Raw genomic sequence first — 15,979 nt, 5'->3', positions numbered from 1 at the left:
CCTAGTCAAAATGGTGAGCGACACGTGAGGAAAGCGGCCTCACATGACAGTCTTCAATTTCTTAAAAAAAATGTGTGCGCTTACAGTGCCACTGTCGAGTTATAGCCGTACCGGCACTCGCACGGGGGGACCATAAACGAAACGGTGAGGTTGCCCGTGAGTTCCGCTGCGGCACCCGTATAGCGCCCAAGAAGTTGCTTTTTGCAACACGCTATTGGGCTTTGATCTGGACGCGTATTGACCAGTTCGCCATCGAACACATGATGCTTGCTAATAGACCAGTTGCCGTGGAGATCGGCGATCTTGAAAGGCAGAGTGAGGTTATTGGCCATCAAACTGGAATGCATTTGTGGGAAAGCGTTGAACATCCTTGTTCCTTTTTTAAGTGCCACAGCACGAGTATTCATCCCTGACACGGGGGAGCCCAAAGCATGTGATCAAGCCTTACCTGGCCTTTATAAGCAAAAAATCCCGAGCTCTCTAACAACGCGGCGAAAGAGTTGCAGCAGTACACGCCCTAGCACTCATCCGAATTTCAGTATCTAAGAATATTACCTCAAATTGTATCGGCAGGTTTACGTCTCCAAGCCACCAAGTTAAAAAATAAAGATTCTCAAAGCATCCTGCCTGTTGCCTCAGATGCTGTATCTACCCAGTTGCCGACGCAGCGCTCTCACGACCTCTTTGTCACCGTCTCCTGTTCGGTTCACTGACAGTACTCTGCATCACACCCAAAAAAGGGAGACAGATTTATTTCAGACAATAAACCCGTCCCCCTTCTGCGCGTTTTTTTCGTGGCTGGGGACCTCGCTCCCTAGCCACTTATTCCGAATCAGCCAAGCACAAACCCTAAGCCGGCTGCTTCAACTCGACGTTATCCAACGCCTTGTTCACCGCCAACTCCCCCAACATCACCACCTGCGCAATCCCCAACAACGTATTGCGATTCGGCCCTTCCAGCATCCCGGCAAAATCACCCAGCATCACCGTCGCCGAGGCCAACGACTCGCAGGCATTGACCAGCAACGTTTCCGTGTCGGATTGCGGGTTGACCATGAACAAAGTGCTGGGGCTGTACGGCGTGGCCATGATCTTCTCAGGCGCAAGATAATGATCAAGCGCCCGCTCTGCCGCCGCATGAAGCTTCTTCGAATCGAATGATTCATACGGCGACGCCGGATCTGTCACCGGCGGACTGTTAGTGGTTTCGGACATCAACTGAAACTCCACAAGCACCCATCAAGGCACTCCAAAAGAAATAACCACCGCAAAATGTCCCCCTGTAGGAGCTGCCGCAGGCTGCGATCCCTTGATCTGCTCTTCAACAATCGAAAACAAAATCAACAGATCGCAGCCTACGGCAGCTCCTAAACAGAGTTCGCGGCCTAGCCGTCAATGACGCAGCGCTTAGTTCGGCAAGCGGCGACCATCCAGGACTCGATTCACCATCAGCTCACTCAGCATGATCACCTGATGCAGCATCAGCATGGTTCGGCGTTGGGAGTTGTCGACGACGTCGCTCATGTCACGAGCCATATCACTGGCGGCGGCCAACGACTCGCAGGCTTCGAGGAGGAGAGTTTCTTCGTCCACGGCGGGGTCGATGAGGAAGATCTTGCTGGTTTTGCGGGATGGGATTGAGAGCTTCAGTGAGCCGGGGTTGAGGTAGAAATTGATGGCGCGGTCGGTCGCCTCTCTTATCTTTTGAGGTTCGAGCGTTGGGTTGTACGGGATCGGATCGGCGTCCGGTGGGTTTGGTGTTGGTTTGAACATAGAGGACTCGCTACCTTATAAGAAATAAAGAGCCGTCACTCTCGCTACCAAACGATGGGTGGCGGCCATGCGTGGGTTGGTAGACCGGTCAAGATAGCAAACCCCGGCGCTCACGAATGAGCCCCACGCATGGCCACCATAAAAGCTGAGCCTCAAAATCGAGACTGCATAAGGTGTCGTCATACGGCTATCAAGAAGCGGGCTACCAAACCCGATCACTGTTTTGCAGTGACAGGCAAACGATATACCCCGGCCCATAGCCGCGTATGCCGGCGGATTCTGTAGTAGGCGTAGGCAACGGCGCAAGGCGTTGTAGCCTTTAGGGCGTAACGGATTGTGTAATTTAAACGCGCTCGCAGAGTCATGTTTATTCGAGGGAAATGCCTGATTCCTTGATGTTTTTCTCATGCAAATCACTACCGGTTCAGTCCAAAGCCGCCATTCTCGAAGGGCCGCTTTCGGCCAGAAGCGGACGTCTAGGAATGACTGCTTCCGGACAATAGCAGTCGGCCGTGAAAGGAAATAACGGACAATTAACGTTGTCGGAAAGAAGAGGAAGTTGGCAAGTACCTGCCATCGCAAATGGTAAAGACGGTCCAAATAGCCTGCATTTCCGCCGTTTCAGCCAATCCGCTTTGCTATCTGCGCCGGAAAATCATCAAGAGCGTCGGCGTGGATCACAAATCCCAGATTCATCATCAGTCGAACAACTGGTATTTTTTCTTCATATTGGTCTAAATATGTTGTTGGAATTGGTTGGGGGATGAGACGCCCTTCAGCATCTATACTAGGTCCACCCCATAAAGTACCTAGAAGTTTGATACGCGATCCTGGAGTGTATCCAGTTCCTGTGCGATACATTCCATCCTCGTACAAAAACACGGGGGATCCGCTAGAGCCTGGAAAACATGCTGCATCAATTAGAAACTCCCTTCGCCCGTTCCAATTTACTAATGCATGCGATGCAGTTTGGCCTCTTCGAGCAACTGGTCTGTTATTAGCTTCATCCCATAATCCGTTTGGGTAACCAATCATCACAATTGGTTCCAGCGGCCTCAAGCTAGCCCTCAGTTCTGGATCTAGCCGGGCATCGTTTGAAACAAAAAAATTTTTTAGCCCCACTCCGTCTGGGAAGATACTCATGTGTTGCCCGCACAAGATGCAGCAGAGGTCAACCTCATCATCAGGATGAGGAATCATCGAAAATGACAGATCTTCAAACAAGAGCTCTTTCCGTTCCTCATTTGAAGCACTCGCTTGCTCTGATATAACAGCACCCTGCGCAATGAGCTGGACGATCGCTTTTAATTTAATTACGCCTTTGACGACATGCTTGTTCGTTATAATAGCTGGCACTTGAGTTACGTGCCCAGTTGTCGGATCTGTAACGTCGAAAATGTAGAAGTAACCAGTTCCGACATTTTGTGCTTTCCTGCCAATGGCTACTAGTCGGACAGTGCTCATCGAAATTAACGTAGCGGGGCTTATTTGTGTCATCTGCACACCTGAAGAGCAGTTAGAGGTTTGAGAATACTGCGGCCAACTCACCAAGCTTTAGTGATATTGCCAACAGGGCAATTAGGATCGAAGTGTATAGAGGCCATACCGTTCTATTAAACATTAACCGTATAGTAGGCGAACATTCAGCACGAAAATTTCTAGGATCCATTTCAAAGTTCTCACTGCTTAGCATCCCTTGCGCAACCGCTCGGTGCATGGCTCTAAAAATCTTCTCTTGGCGAAGGTAGTATGCATCGAGTGACCAAAAAAGGATAAGCGCTAGAAGTGAAGAAATGATTACTTGAGATGCTAGGGATGAGATGGCTAACATCGCCGCTGCCAGCGCTACTGTCCAGCCCTTTATAAGGAATGAGTTGTTGCTCATTCTGTTAATTACCCCTTGAATGAAACCAAGGTGCGCAATTTTCTCATCCACAAATATGACTCTTCAAGTTATAAAGGTCGTCTAATGACTCGGCTCCACGCTTTGTTGTCTTACTCTGCCACAATGAAAGGTCGAAGCTATTTAGAGGTGTTAAGTGCTCAAGATCTATTGAGTACTCGACATTAAAGGATTTGCTAAAGTTCTCATTGGATGAGTCTAGAGCGATGGTTCTACCGCGATGTTCATGAGGCTGACGTTTTTGGATCAGTCGTGTCATTGCGATTTCCGAGTAAATCCAAGGTGAATATGTTTCATCATTGCCTTCTATATAGCTTTGAGGCGTAAGTGAATTCTCAGTGTTAACAAAAAATATACATTCACAATTATTGATGACTTCGGCTAGCGCGGTGGATAGCATCATATAAACGTGACTAGTAGATTTATTTCGACTGGAGTAGTCATACATTGTCTTATCATCATTTGAGCAGTAAGCGTTATCTATCATCCTAAGCAGCTTCTCTGAATACCCCCAAATACAAGAGTCAATAAAAGATGTTAGTCCTAATTTATGATGCAACCAACCCGAAATCGCAATCACAAGGGACTCATCTTTGTGCGAATGCGAGAGAAAAACATTTTTTTTAACTGCAGGGAACCAATCAGCAACGATTTTACTGGCAATTAAATTTCCAGACTCTCCTTTAAAACTTTCAATTACAGCATTAACCTCTCTTTTATTTTGTGCATGTAACTCTCGGCCGTACTGTAAGTATTCGGAAAAACTTGCGTCATCCAGTCGAACATCAAATCCCTTGTACATTTCAAATCCTTCAAGGCTTGGACGTAGGCTCATCCCGGTCCAGGTACGATGCTACTATGACATCACGCTGGAGAGAATACTGGATCAGCACTGCTTCCAGTCCACATAGGGGATCATTTTAATCTGGCTCCCAGTGCGCAAGATGCTACAGCCGATCCAGATTTCTTCGTCAACAAAACTGGCCGTCGTGGTCGGCGCGCCCCCCCATGTGCGGTACTTCCTCGCCATTAGTGCTTACTCGCTGACCGGGCGCCTTTTTGGCCGGAAGCAGTCTCTCGTGTGCAGCCGCTTTCGGCCCACGACAGATGCACAGATAGGCTCAGGGCTAGCAAAATTGGCTCCCGTGATCACGCCCTCACGTGCAATGCGCTATGAAGAGTCTTCAGATAAGAGAACCCGGCATACTCGTATGGACACGCTCTCCTGAAATACTTTCTAGAAATTGCTGCGGCAAAATCCTCTCCAGGACATCAAGTACGGCGCGCATAACACTTAAATGTTGATCCCAATCCCCTCCCTCTACACGACGCCAAGCGCCTGGCATATATCTCACTAAAATTGATAAGGAATATAAAATCGCAAGAGATGTGACTCTATACTCAGCCACCCCGCCTAATACAGGCATGATCAATGTCGAACTACTCAAGTAAGGACTCTTATGTAACAGAAGTGCCTCGTGCCAAGCCTCCAATCCAGAATAATCAATTCGCACTCGGAAAACCTCTCCATCATCTGATGTGTCGATCTTTGTTAACTCAGAAAATGGCCAATCCTGCGAAACGATTCTAGACTCTGATATCTTACTTGATCGATCCTTGAGCAATATGTAGCTACTTGAAGGTGCCGAGCCTTTTAGCGCACGGTAGGAGGCCATATCAATATAGGGAATCAACCATGCTGGCTCATCGTCGTAGACCTGCGTAAAAAGGTCACCCAATTCAGGTATCGCTGACAACAGAGCCGACATGTTTGCAAAAGATTGTGATGGGTACTTAGCTAAATCGTCTAAATCGCTTACTGACTTCGCTTTGGCTCGAGGATAGAAGCCCGTGTCATAGCCCAGAAAGCTAACCCAGTTTGGATAGAACCCGGTGGCTATAACCCCTACTTTCAGGTCTCCGAAGCTTCCAGTCACTGATGGTAGAGCGAAGAGCCCGTGGCCTTGTTTAGTCATGCCCTCTAGTTCATCAAGGTTGGATGGTCCGTTGGGGGAAGCAAGCATCTCCGCGAATGCAAGACTTAGAGTGCCATAATACAAACTCAGAACACGTTTGTTTAAGCTTTCATTGGGCGCTCCTTTATAGTAATCAGAAGCATTGCTCAAAGAAAATGCGATCCCAGAGGCTTTTGAGCTAACTTGTGCATCTGTAAGCGCGATTCCATCCGCATTGGCACGTTTTAGAACCAGCTTTTTTGCGAGCTCTGCGCTCGAGAATTGGCTAAGTCGAGACCAAATCCCTGCCAATGGATTCTCTGAAACAATTCTTAGAATAGTACTGCTGGTAGTTTTTATTCGTCTAATTGGCTTGCCCGGTGCCAGTTCACTATTCCACTCGACAAGCAGCGGAAAAAAATCACCAATCGAAGAGATTGGTACAGCTATGCCTCTTGCATAAGCTTCAACATTATACAATTGTCCATTAGTGAAAATATGACTGACCGTATTTTCTAAGTTCTTGTAGTGTCGATTGTCTGTAGCTGATGTATACATTAGAGCTACTGAGTGCTTAATGCTATTTTTTTCTGCATCTATGATTAAATACTCACCATCCTCTGACTCGCTTTTGATGGCAGCTACCCAGCCATGGGATAAGAGAGGACCAAGTATTTGTTGCTTGGCTGCATCTCGTAAAATCTCCATTCGTAACTCTATGCCTACACCGCCCATATCCATATTCCTTTATTGCGGAATAACCTTATTACGAAATGGAACTAACTCAATCCATGCAAGGGTGACATCCACACCCTTTTTAGTGATTTTATAAAGTTTCGCATCAGAGGGGAGTGTTATTTTCCTCTCTTTTGGCTACGACAAAATGCTCTGTGTTCTCCAATACCCTAGACCACTGTTGTGAAATTTTTCTCTGGAATTCGATATCATCCGCGTGGCCTTGGGGGATGTAAAACTTGTCTATGTCAGTCTGACTAAACTTGGAATATTTTAATTCTTGTGCCATTGCCCCGATTAGCTCAATCCATGTATGGTCGCGTTCCTGGCTTGGGGGCTGAGACAATAACGAATAGTACTTGTGCCAGAGGTTTTTTATGTTTGCGCTGTCCGCATATACTACATCAATCATGTTGAGCGCCTGAGCGACTTGCTGCGATATAATCAAACCTTTTCTCTCTCCGACAAGAGTGAGAAATAGTTTTCGTTTTGCCTCAAGCTTGTCCTTTCTTGATTGGAACCAGATTGTGAAGAAGACTCCAGTAATCGGTCCGGCAAAAATAGCTATAGCCGTTACCCATAGCTGGAGTTGGGCTAGTACTAACTGAGTCTGAGCGAGTTCCTCTGCCGCCATGTTAACCATCCTGATTAAATTTGCGCGCCTAGCTGCGAGTGGGTAACTGGGTAAAACAAGAAATGTGCTGTTGCATTTTCTATACCTTTTCATGTGGAGATGGCTTGACGCTACTAATGTAAGGCTAGTCGAGAAAAACAGATTGTGTAAGTGTTTCAATCTGCTTTCTAGCTAGCCTTCCTTCACTCTATCTGGAGTCATGTCGTCCAATCTAGATTATAAGCAGCTATGGGTTCTACGGCGTGGCGAGGCAGCTTGAGCTAACCGAGACGAACGTCTACTTTTGGCCGGCAGCGGTCGCGTGCGGACGTCCGCTACTGGCCGAACGCGGCCGCTCATGAGAGACCGCTTTCGGCCAGAAGCGGACGCAAAAAAAAACTGAATTTAAAAGTACAAACCTCACCCCTTCTTCCTAAACAGTTTTTCCACGTAATACGTCACGCTCCACCGATCCTTCGGCCGCGGCTTATAGTGCGTTTTATTCCTCTGCCCCGGCTCCCCACCCACCCCACTCGCCGTGTAGTAATAAAGCGCAATCGACCGCCGCGTGATGCCTTCCGGCGTAGTCAACGGCTCCGGATGCCCATGGTTACTGTCCTTATCCGTATTAAAAATCACACACCGGTTATAAACCGGCAGCACCTTCTTCAGGCATTTCTTCATCCCCACATCCCAAAGCTCCAGGTTGCCGCCGTACGCCTCCTGCCAGTCCTCGGTCAGGTAAATAATCACGTTCAGGCGCCGCTCGACATTGAGCTTTTTGTTCAGCCGAAAATCCGAGTGCACGCCCAGGAAGCCGCCGGTTTTGGTTTCGTGCAACCCGCCGCCGGCGAAATAAGGGTCAGGAATCAGCCCTTGTATGCCGGTGAGTTTTTCGAGGAATTCCAGCATGGGTGCGGAGTTGAAGGTGTTGAAGACGTTCTTCAGGTACGGGCTGCAGGCGTTGGGGCTGATCTGGCGTTTGAGTTGGCCTTTGTAGCCGCGCTCGTAGATTTGTTCGTTGTTGGTCGGTTCGACCGGGAAGTGTTCGCGGATGCTGGCGATGACGTCGGCTTGCAGGAAGTTGTCGATGACGATGTGCGGGAATGGCGTGGCTTGGGTGTATTCGGTGGTCAGCGATTCGCCGAAAGCGCTGGCGGCGGTTTGGTCGAAGTCGAGTTCCGGGGTCAGGGTGATGGGGAGTGTTTGCGTGTTGGCTTGCATTGCCGCTCCAATGTTTTTTTGGGCTTTCAGGGCGGGTCAAACAGGGCCTGGGGCTTGGCGCGGGGCCTGTGTTTGCTCGCTGAGTACAGTGGCGAGCAGGTTGCCATGTCGGCCATGGCCTGCCGAGTGTCCTTTGCTTAAACGTGGTGCGGCGGTGTTACGGCATGTTTCAGGCTGTCACAAACGCGTCATAATTCCTCTGCTAGTCTTCTCGGCGCCCTGCCCCACACCCCTGCCCTAGAGCCCCCAACCGAAGGTGCCGCCAAGGTGTTTCCGTCTCCCGTTCGCCAGCAAATTATCCTGCGCTCCGACAACCTCCGTTCGGACGACTTCGGTGCACTTTTTTCGAAGTTGTTTGGTAATCGCTATGCGGACAATCCGCCGCTGCCGGCGAACATCATCATTGGTGGGGTTTATGGGCGGCATGAGGGGGTGAGTTTTCGGCGGATGCATTATCGCGGGGATTTCACCGTTGCCTTCCCCGACCCACAGGATGAGATCACGTTCGTCATCCCCACGGCCGGCCAGATTGTGTTCAACCACGCGACCGAGTCCATCGGCGTTTGCCAGGTTGGTTTGGCGATCGATAAGGCTGACATCCGCTCGATGCGCTTTTTTGATGGCCACGCGCATCACGGGATGTCGATCAATCGGCATCAGCTCACTGAGCGGTTGGCGGCGCTGTTGGGTAAACCGATTCTGGAAAGGATTGTGTTTGAGCCGAGCGTGAATCTGGATTCGGCGGCGTTTCAGGGGATCAAGGCGTTGATTGATCTGGCGACGGGGACGGAGTTTGATTTGTTGATCAACAGCGGGACGTTGATGCCGTCGCGGTTGCGGGAGATGTTGATTGATGCGGTGCTGGAGGCGTGGCCGCATAACTTTTCCGAAGCGTTGCGGCGGCCGACGGCGATGGTTGCGCCGCGACATGTGAAGTTGGCGGTGGAGTTTATTCAGGCGCATCCGGAGCAATTGATCAGTGGCGTGGATCTGGCGCGGTTGAGCAATGTCAGTCAGCGGGCGTTGCAGGAAGGGTTTCGGCGGTTTGTCGGGATGTCGATTGTGGGGTATCAGCGGCAGGTGCGGCTGGAGCGGGCTTATGAGGTGTTGAAGCAGCGGGATGCGGGGTCGGTGACGGAGGTGGCGTTAAGGTTTGGGTTTAGTAATGTGGGGCGGTTTTGTCAGTATTTTCAGGGGGCTTATGGGGTGAGTCCGGCGGAGTTTCGGGCTCGGGGGTGAGCTTGTTGGATGTTTGAAATGCAGTTTTTGGTGAGGGGATTTATCCGATAGCCATCACCATTCACTGAAAACGTCCATCTTGGTGAGCAGCCAGAAACAGCCAGTCCTGCGTGGCTGAACATTCCTCAATTTGAGGCGGCTAGCGCGGCTGTAGAGTTTGTTAATATCCGTCGCGTTCTGATAATCGAGCACACCGAGATGCTAGCCAGGCTTGCTGGGCAGGAAGGAGCCAGAGCCGTTTCACTTCCTCGTCGATCGCGTTTGCAGGCATCTAACTATCAGCTTCCTTCCTAACGCAGAGACGGCAGCATCACACTTCGATCGCATTAATGAAGATCACTCTGCTGGCAGCGCGAGACTTGCACAGGAAATTTGTCGTTCAAGGAGAGACCTTTTGAAGAGTGCAGTTCTAGCTCTGATTTTCACGAGTTGCATGACGTTGTTGGTTGGCTGTACTACCACGGCGCCTGACAAATCGAACACCTTCACTTTCACCGCAGATCTGCCGAAGAATTTCGCATACGTCGCGACGGTATGGTACGTGCCCGCTAAAGGCCAAAAGTGCGACTTGGCTAAGCGCGACAATCTGAATCCACAATTCAACCGTGAGTGGCGGAAGGCATATAAACCGGATTCGCGGATTGAAATACGGCGAGTCAGTAAAGGCTGTGAGTTGGTGATCTATCAGATAGACCTCGAAATCAACGCTACCTATGGTGATGATTTCGGAGACATGGGAAGAGACTCGGCGGGAATTTCCGTGCGCGAGGATCTCTTGAGCATGGACAAAGGCGTCTTCAACACTACCGGCGAGAGCGAGTTTTCTGGCCAATGCCAGTGGATGTTCCGTACGGTGGGTGGTTTGCGTCGACTGACCAAAATTCTCGACTGTAAAACATACGATCAGGCTGGAAAGCCAATACCCGGCAAGCCTTCTGCCGCGTTTACCCTGGATCAACTGCCAGGAAACACCGTACGGCTGAAAATCAATCTCGCTGATGAGGAAAAACCCGCCATCAGAGACACTTGGGTCAAAGTGCCTAATGGCTGGAAACGCTGTATGGGTAAAGGGTTCAAAGATCCGTACGCATTTTGCTATGGCAACGACAAGGACTTCAGCAGCTTCATGATGCCGGATGGGAAGAGCTGCACCATTTATCCTGGTTGTACTGAAAACAAGGAAGGCCCTCGTTGACGGTAAAGCCTATAGAAGCGTGGGAAAAGGCAGTGTTCAATCAGCATTTCCATGCCTGCTCGTTGAGCGGACGCGTCGTCAGCATGGACATGTCATTGGTGCTATTCGTCATTTTGACGTCGACTCTATCGTTTAGATCTTCGCGGGCACTCGGGAAGCTTATGGGGTGAGTCCTGCGGATTTGCGTGGGCGGCGTGGTGAGTCTGTTGGGGGTGATGTTGTCTGTTCGGGCGCCATCGCTAGCAGGGCTAGCTCCCACAGGGATTTGAGGGGTGATTGAGATTGATGGCATTCCATAAAACCTGTGGGAGCTGGCTTGCCAGCGATAGCAGTGGATCAGGCAATGAAGATGTTGGCTGTGCTGGCCAAATCGCTGGCAAGCCAGCTCCCACAGGGATTAGTGGTGTGATTTAGATTGATGGCATTTCACGAAACCTGTGGGAGCTGGCTTGCCAGCGATAGCAGTGGATCAGGTAATGAAGAGGTTGGCTGTGCTGGCAAAATCGCTGGCAAGCCAGCTCCCACAGGGATTTGTGGTGTGATTTAGATTGATCACAACCCACAGAACCTGTGGTGTCTGTTGCAGTGGGGTCGTCCTTGACCCCGCTTTTTTTCAGAACGCGTAGCTGGCCTTCAGCCCGCCGTTGAAACCGTGGCTGTCGCCGCCGCCATTGGCGCCCACTTCTGCGCCCAGGCTCAGGGCGCCGAGGCTGGCCATGACGTTTACCCCGCCGCTGAATTGGTCGCGATTGTCGAAAGCGGCGCGTTGTTCGATGTCGAGCCCCAGCAGGTGGCTTTGGCTGTCGACTTCGTTATCGCCCAGTGTGCGCTCGTAGCCCACTTGTACGCCCGGCACCAGTTGCCAACTGCCCATCGCCACGGGCGCGAAACCTACGTTTAGGTTGGCGACGGCGCTGCGGCGGGTGGCGGTGTTGTCGTCGACGTCGAGCGAGAGTTCGCTGCCCTTCTCTTTGAAGCCGTTGAGGTCGAGGTGGCTGACGCGCAAGCCGAGGCTTGGTTCGAAGGTCATGCCGTTGACCGGGGCGCGGTAGCCGAGGGCCAACGTGGCGCCGGTGAGGTTGCCGTGGGTGTTGCCCTTCGCGGTGCCGAGGCCGCCGCCGAGGTCGCGTTTGCTGTCGTAGTCGATGTAGCCGGCGCTGGCGTTGGCGTCGAGGAACAGGCCTTGTTCCATGCTGGTGAAGCCGTAGCGGGCACCGACGTTGAGGAAGGTGAAGTCGGTGTCGGCTTCGCCACCCGCACCGCCGACGGAGCCTTTGCTGTAGCCGAAACCGCCGCGTGCGCTGAGTTGTTCGCTGAAGCGTTGGGTGATGCCGACCATCAGGCCTTGGCTGTGTTCGTTGCTGCTGTCGGCGTGGGCCGAGTCGTCGGTGCCGAGGTAGCCGGCGAGCGCGGTGGTCCAGAGGCGATATTGGCCGACTTTGAGGTCGCTGCCGCTGGCGAACGGTGCGGCGGCTTGTTCGATCATCGCGTTTTGGCGCAGCAGGTAGCTGGCGGCGTCGGCGTGTACCTGGCCGCCGACTTGGGATTCGACACCGCCGAGGGTGCCGGCGTCGATCGCCGATTGCAGGTAGTAGTTGTAGGTGCTGTAGGTGCCGGACAGCTCGGTGTTCTGCAATTGGCGGAGCAGTTCGGCACCGGCAGCGGCGTTGCCGATCAGCCCGGCCTGACCCGGCAGGCTGTTGTATTCGACGAGTTTGCCGCGCAGGACGTAGATGGTTTCCTGCGACAAACCGAGGCCTTGTTTGAGGTAGTTGTCCATGGTGCCGTATTGCGCGGTGACTTCGTCGAGGCCGGCTTGCAGGTAGCTGGCCTGCACGCCGAGCAGTGGGCCGTAGACGGCAGCCATGCTCGGCGGCATTGCCTTCAACGTGGCGGCGACGCGGGCGGCCGTGTAGTCGTTGGTCGCCAGGTAGTTGGCCATGATGGTCGCGTTATCGACGCCGGCGATGCTTTGCAACACGGCGGCGGTCCAGCCGGTGCGGTCTTTGCCGGCGGTGCAGTGGAACAGTTGCGCGGCGTCGACGCTGGCGAGTGCGTTGAACAGGTTGCCGAACTGGCTGCGCATGCCGGCGTCGCTGACGAAGGCGCGGTTGGTCTGCTCCATCATGGCGATGGCGTCGGCGGCGCTTTTGAAGGAAATGTTGGTGATGTTCGAGCCAGAGGTGGTGCTGCCGATGATGTCGATGTTCTGGTAGGTGGCGCCGCTGATCAGGGTGTCGGGGGTGGCGGCGATTTCGCTGGGGGTGCGCAGGTCGTAGATGGCTTTGATGCCGAGGCTGTTGAGGGTCGCCAAGTCGGATGCCGTCGGGGTCAGCGCGTTGGAGCGGTAGAACACGCCGCTGCGCATCGTGCCGTCGTGCGCCGTGGTGTACGCGGTGCTGATGCCGGCGATGTCACGGAAGTTGTCGATGCCTTGCAAGCGCGGCGTGTCGAGCGGCACGGACTCGGCAGCATGGGCGGCGGCGATGGACAGGCTCAGTACGGACAGCGAACACAGAAGACGTTGAAACACAGTGCAGCCTCATTGAATAAGCGTTGGGCTGGTCACTATGGGTAAGCAAGTGATACTGAATATGACAGTTTTGCTTTGAAGCGAAATGGCTGCGCGATTGGGCCGTGGGGTGCGTGATTTGTCCATGTTGGAGGTGGGATGGCTGTGCGCCAGGGATGGCGGAGCCATGGGCACACGCTATCTGTAGGAGCAAGGCTTGCCCGCGAAGGCGGTGAATCAGGCAATGGCGATGCTGGCTGATTAAACGCCTTCGCGGGCAAGCCTTGCTCCTACAGAGTGAGGTGTTTGGGATTGTTCTCGTCCATAATCGCGCCTCAATTTTGATAACACAGGGAGTGCAGAATGAACACCACCCAATGGCTCGACTTATTCGGACGAGCCTTTCACGACATGGAAAAAAGCCTTGAGCAGGTCCTGCAACTCAGCAGCTGTCGGGAACACTGGATTCAAGCCCAGATCAGCCTTCATGCCTGGTTCAACGATGAGTTGGAAATCTGGACGGACCTGCCAATCGGCGATCGGCGCAAAGCGGATCTCTATGCATTGGGTGAAGACGGCAAGCCGTCGATGGTCGCGGAAGTCAAATGCCTGGGCGACATTTCATACGCCAAGTGCCTGGACGGTGACTGGTCGGTGCGGGCGGATGTTGAACGGCTGAATGCGTTCGAGTGCCCTACCCGGCTGTTTATTCTGGTGATCGCCAAAGGTGAGCGCGAGACCAATACCGGCCGGCGCCTTCGCGAGGACGAATGGGTCGCTGGCCGCGAGTGCATCACTGTCGACTTGGAGTTTGCGCTGGTGCGAATGTGGGCGCTGTGAGTGCCTGAAGGGCTCAAGCGAAAAACCGCGTCTAGCGAGTAGGCGCGGTTTTTTTATGCCTCGGCTGGCAGTCTTGGCGATTGCAGCTCGCCTGACGGTTTACTTGCGCAGGCGCTTTATGATTTCATCTCGCGAAGGCACAAGTAGCCTCCCTGCTGCGATGGGAAATACGAAAAATCCAAGTGAACTTACCCACTTGTTTAGCCACTGCAAGCAGCATGCTGGTCGAGGCACGTCTTCGATTTGGCTAAAGGAGTGATGCTATGAACCGTTCGAATGCCGCGCAGTGCCTGGATGATTTGAAGTTGCTTGCCAAAGTTTCTGTGATTGGCGAGTACACGTATTGCCAGCGACTGACCCATCTCAGCAAAGAATTCGGCTTTAACAATCTCCATCATTTTCAGAAGGTGGTTAACCACCTTTCTGATGACATGATCGCCAATATTTCTACGACGCTGATGCGCCGTTATTGCGAAATCGCCCAACCCAAGCCCGGCATTGCCTACTACGAATTTCTCTCGGTCAACAACGACACGCGCTTGCGCTTCTACAGCCAGTGGGCCGGGTGGGACGTGTTTGGCCAGGAGGTTCGTGTGCCAAGGTCGCTCAAAGGCGACTCGGCCCCTCGCCTGCGCAAGTCGCTGAGCAAAACGGTGTACATCGTTGAAAATGATCGGCAGTTGCTGGCCTGGCGTCATCGTTGGCATGGCCTGTGTTATGTGCCTAAAGATCTTTGCCAAAAGCACATGAGCGAAGCCTTCGAGCGCAAGAACGCCGTCGTAGAGGGTGATCGCAACGAAGCATTCCCCTTGCTGAACGCCTTCAATGACAACTACGCAACGTGGTATCCCGTCATTGAATAAACGCACCCCAGGCGATACCGGGGCACGTTGATCCTGAACAGACAGGGCGCGCGCCGAACCCAAAACCCTGTAGGAGCTGTCGAGTGCAACGAGGCTGCGATCTTTTGATTTTTCCCATCAAGATCAAAAGATCGCAGCGTGCCGCAGCTCCTACAGGTCGGGTTTTTGGTTAGTCCACGATGAATAATGTTGCCCCGGTGGCGGTGGACGAACGATGGCCTTCGGCATCATTGCCTACTTGGTAGCTCATGCCCGCCGTCAGGGTGAACTGTCGGCCGTCTTCCAGCTCTGTCTGCAACTGTCCCTCCAGGCACAACAGAATGTGCCCTCGCCAGCACCAGTGATCGGCCAGGTAACCGGGGCTGTATTCGACCATCCGCACTCGCGTCGAGCCGAACTGGCAGGTGCGCCAATAAGCTGTGCCGGTCTCGCCGGCGTGCGCCACGGGCTCGATGGTTGACCAATCGGTGGTACCAAAAGGGATGGCGGTGAGATCCATGGTTGCCTCATCGAAATTCAGGGAATGCGACCGTAGCAACCTGGAAAGACCACCGATAGACACAGATCACCCGTATTTACGCGATACAGGGCAGCGCTTTGCGCATGAATACCCGGGCAAAACCATCCTCGGTGATGCGATGGTTTTCCTGATACTCGAGCTTTTGTAGAGGGCGATGCTCTCGACCCTCAACTCATGCGTGTACAAACGCCCGCCTCGCACCGTTCGTGCGTGACGCCGCAAACCAACGGCGGCTTGCGGCAAGGCCTCACACCGTTTGCTTGACCACCCGAACCTGCGTGATCCCGACGACCTCCGCCTGCTGCACAATCTGCTCCGGCGTGGCGTCCGCCGGGGGCATGATCAGGCCGTTTTCGGCGTCGCCGACGTGCAGCTCCAGCAGGTGCAGCGTGGCCTCGTGTTCGGCCAGGTGCGTCTGTTTGACTTCGAGCACGTGGCGGCGCGGCTCGCCGTTGAACAGGTATTCGAGCAGAAAATTGTGCATGGGGTCACCCGTGTGTGATGGCGATAATATCCTGACGAGCCAGTCAGCTTTTAGTTCAACTGCAACGCCCGGCGTAAAAACAGTCGTCGCTCACGGCAAAACTTTTTGCGTCACGGGGCGTCA

The 15,979-nt window shown here is 52.9% G+C and carries 16 protein-coding genes; 4 read left to right on the top strand and 12 right to left on the bottom strand.

The genetic code is table 11. The features are described from left to right. Window positions 1–80: 80 nt before the first annotated feature. The 9 genes from ACZZ0B_RS09345 to ACZZ0B_RS09305 form a co-directional block, all read right to left on the bottom strand. A complete protein-coding gene (locus ACZZ0B_RS09345; protein WP_463544968.1) occupies window positions 81–368 on the bottom strand; it encodes a hypothetical protein in 288 nt (95 codons plus the stop codon). Window positions 369–849: 481 nt separating this feature from the next. Further along, the gene (locus tag ACZZ0B_RS09340) at window positions 850–1,215 is read right to left on the bottom strand and encodes a DUF6124 family protein (protein WP_158829619.1); all 366 of its coding nucleotides are present in this window, start codon (window positions 1,213–1,215) and stop codon (window positions 850–852) included. Between the two features lie 192 nt (window positions 1,216–1,407). Next, a complete protein-coding gene (locus ACZZ0B_RS09335; protein WP_463544967.1) occupies window positions 1,408–1,773 on the bottom strand; it encodes a DUF6124 family protein in 366 nt (121 codons plus the stop codon). Between the two features lie 621 nt (window positions 1,774–2,394). Next, window positions 2,395–3,270 (bottom strand): trypsin-like peptidase domain-containing protein, encoded by an 876-nt coding sequence (locus ACZZ0B_RS09330; RefSeq protein ID WP_463544966.1) that lies wholly within the window; start codon window positions 3,268–3,270, stop codon window positions 2,395–2,397. A gap of 19 nt (window positions 3,271–3,289) precedes the next feature. Further along, a complete protein-coding gene (locus ACZZ0B_RS09325) occupies window positions 3,290–3,709 on the bottom strand; it encodes a hypothetical protein (RefSeq protein ID WP_463544965.1) in 420 nt (139 codons plus the stop codon). After that, window positions 3,702–4,511, bottom strand: coding sequence for a hypothetical protein (locus ACZZ0B_RS09320; RefSeq protein WP_463544964.1), 810 nt, complete (start codon window positions 4,509–4,511; stop codon window positions 3,702–3,704). Before ACZZ0B_RS09320 ends, ACZZ0B_RS09325 begins: the two co-directional genes overlap by 8 nt. A gap of 349 nt (window positions 4,512–4,860) precedes the next feature. Further along, window positions 4,861–6,366 carry a YaaC family protein gene (locus ACZZ0B_RS09315; protein ID WP_463544963.1) on the bottom strand — a complete coding sequence of 502 codons (1,506 nt, stop codon included), beginning with the start codon at window positions 6,364–6,366 and terminating at the stop codon, window positions 4,861–4,863. Window positions 6,367–6,472: 106 nt separating this feature from the next. Continuing rightward, window positions 6,473–7,000 carry a DUF6680 family protein gene (locus ACZZ0B_RS09310; protein ID WP_463544962.1) on the bottom strand — a complete coding sequence of 176 codons (528 nt, stop codon included), beginning with the start codon at window positions 6,998–7,000 and terminating at the stop codon, window positions 6,473–6,475. Window positions 7,001–7,399: 399 nt separating this feature from the next. After that, the gene (locus ACZZ0B_RS09305) at window positions 7,400–8,203 is read right to left on the bottom strand and encodes a 2OG-Fe(II) oxygenase (RefSeq protein ID WP_463544961.1); all 804 of its coding nucleotides are present in this window, start codon (window positions 8,201–8,203) and stop codon (window positions 7,400–7,402) included. 267 nt (window positions 8,204–8,470) lie between these two features. On the opposite strand from ACZZ0B_RS09305, the gene ACZZ0B_RS09300 reads away from it, so the two are divergent. Next, window positions 8,471–9,442 (top strand): AraC family transcriptional regulator, encoded by a 972-nt coding sequence (locus ACZZ0B_RS09300; protein ID WP_440097168.1) that lies wholly within the window; start codon window positions 8,471–8,473, stop codon window positions 9,440–9,442. Between the two features lie 394 nt (window positions 9,443–9,836). Continuing rightward, a complete protein-coding gene (locus tag ACZZ0B_RS09295; protein ID WP_463544960.1) occupies window positions 9,837–10,637 on the top strand; it encodes a hypothetical protein in 801 nt (266 codons plus the stop codon). A 613-nt stretch (window positions 10,638–11,250) separates the two neighbouring features. Here the strand turns inward: ACZZ0B_RS09295 and ACZZ0B_RS09290 are convergent. Beyond that, window positions 11,251–13,170, bottom strand: coding sequence for a tyrosine-protein phosphatase (locus ACZZ0B_RS09290; RefSeq protein ID WP_463544959.1), 1,920 nt, complete (start codon window positions 13,168–13,170; stop codon window positions 11,251–11,253). 342 nt (window positions 13,171–13,512) lie between these two features. Here ACZZ0B_RS09290 and ACZZ0B_RS09285 point away from each other — a divergent pair, with 342 nt between their 5' ends. Together ACZZ0B_RS09285 and ACZZ0B_RS09280 are read left to right on the top strand one after the other, a co-directional pair. After that, window positions 13,513–13,989: a hypothetical protein gene (locus ACZZ0B_RS09285; protein WP_463544958.1), complete on the top strand. Its 477-nt coding sequence runs from the start codon at window positions 13,513–13,515 to the stop codon at window positions 13,987–13,989. A 263-nt stretch (window positions 13,990–14,252) separates the two neighbouring features. Continuing rightward, complete coding sequence (locus tag ACZZ0B_RS09280) at window positions 14,253–14,852, top strand: hypothetical protein (RefSeq protein WP_463544957.1); 600 nt, start codon at window positions 14,253–14,255, stop codon at window positions 14,850–14,852. Between the two features lie 169 nt (window positions 14,853–15,021). Here ACZZ0B_RS09280 and ACZZ0B_RS09275 read toward each other — a convergent pair whose 3' ends face one another. Together ACZZ0B_RS09275 and ACZZ0B_RS09270 are read right to left on the bottom strand one after the other, a co-directional pair. Next, window positions 15,022–15,351: a DHCW motif cupin fold protein gene (locus tag ACZZ0B_RS09275; protein ID WP_008085570.1), complete on the bottom strand. Its 330-nt coding sequence runs from the start codon at window positions 15,349–15,351 to the stop codon at window positions 15,022–15,024. 268 nt (window positions 15,352–15,619) lie between these two features. Then, window positions 15,620–15,856: a hypothetical protein gene (locus tag ACZZ0B_RS09270; protein WP_463544956.1), complete on the bottom strand. Its 237-nt coding sequence runs from the start codon at window positions 15,854–15,856 to the stop codon at window positions 15,620–15,622. Window positions 15,857–15,979 lie beyond the last annotated feature (123 nt).

Source organism: Pseudomonas sp. AC247 (assembly GCF_979258015.1).
Note: the sequence above shows the minus strand (reverse complement) of the source record. Positions and strands in the feature narration are given on the sequence as shown.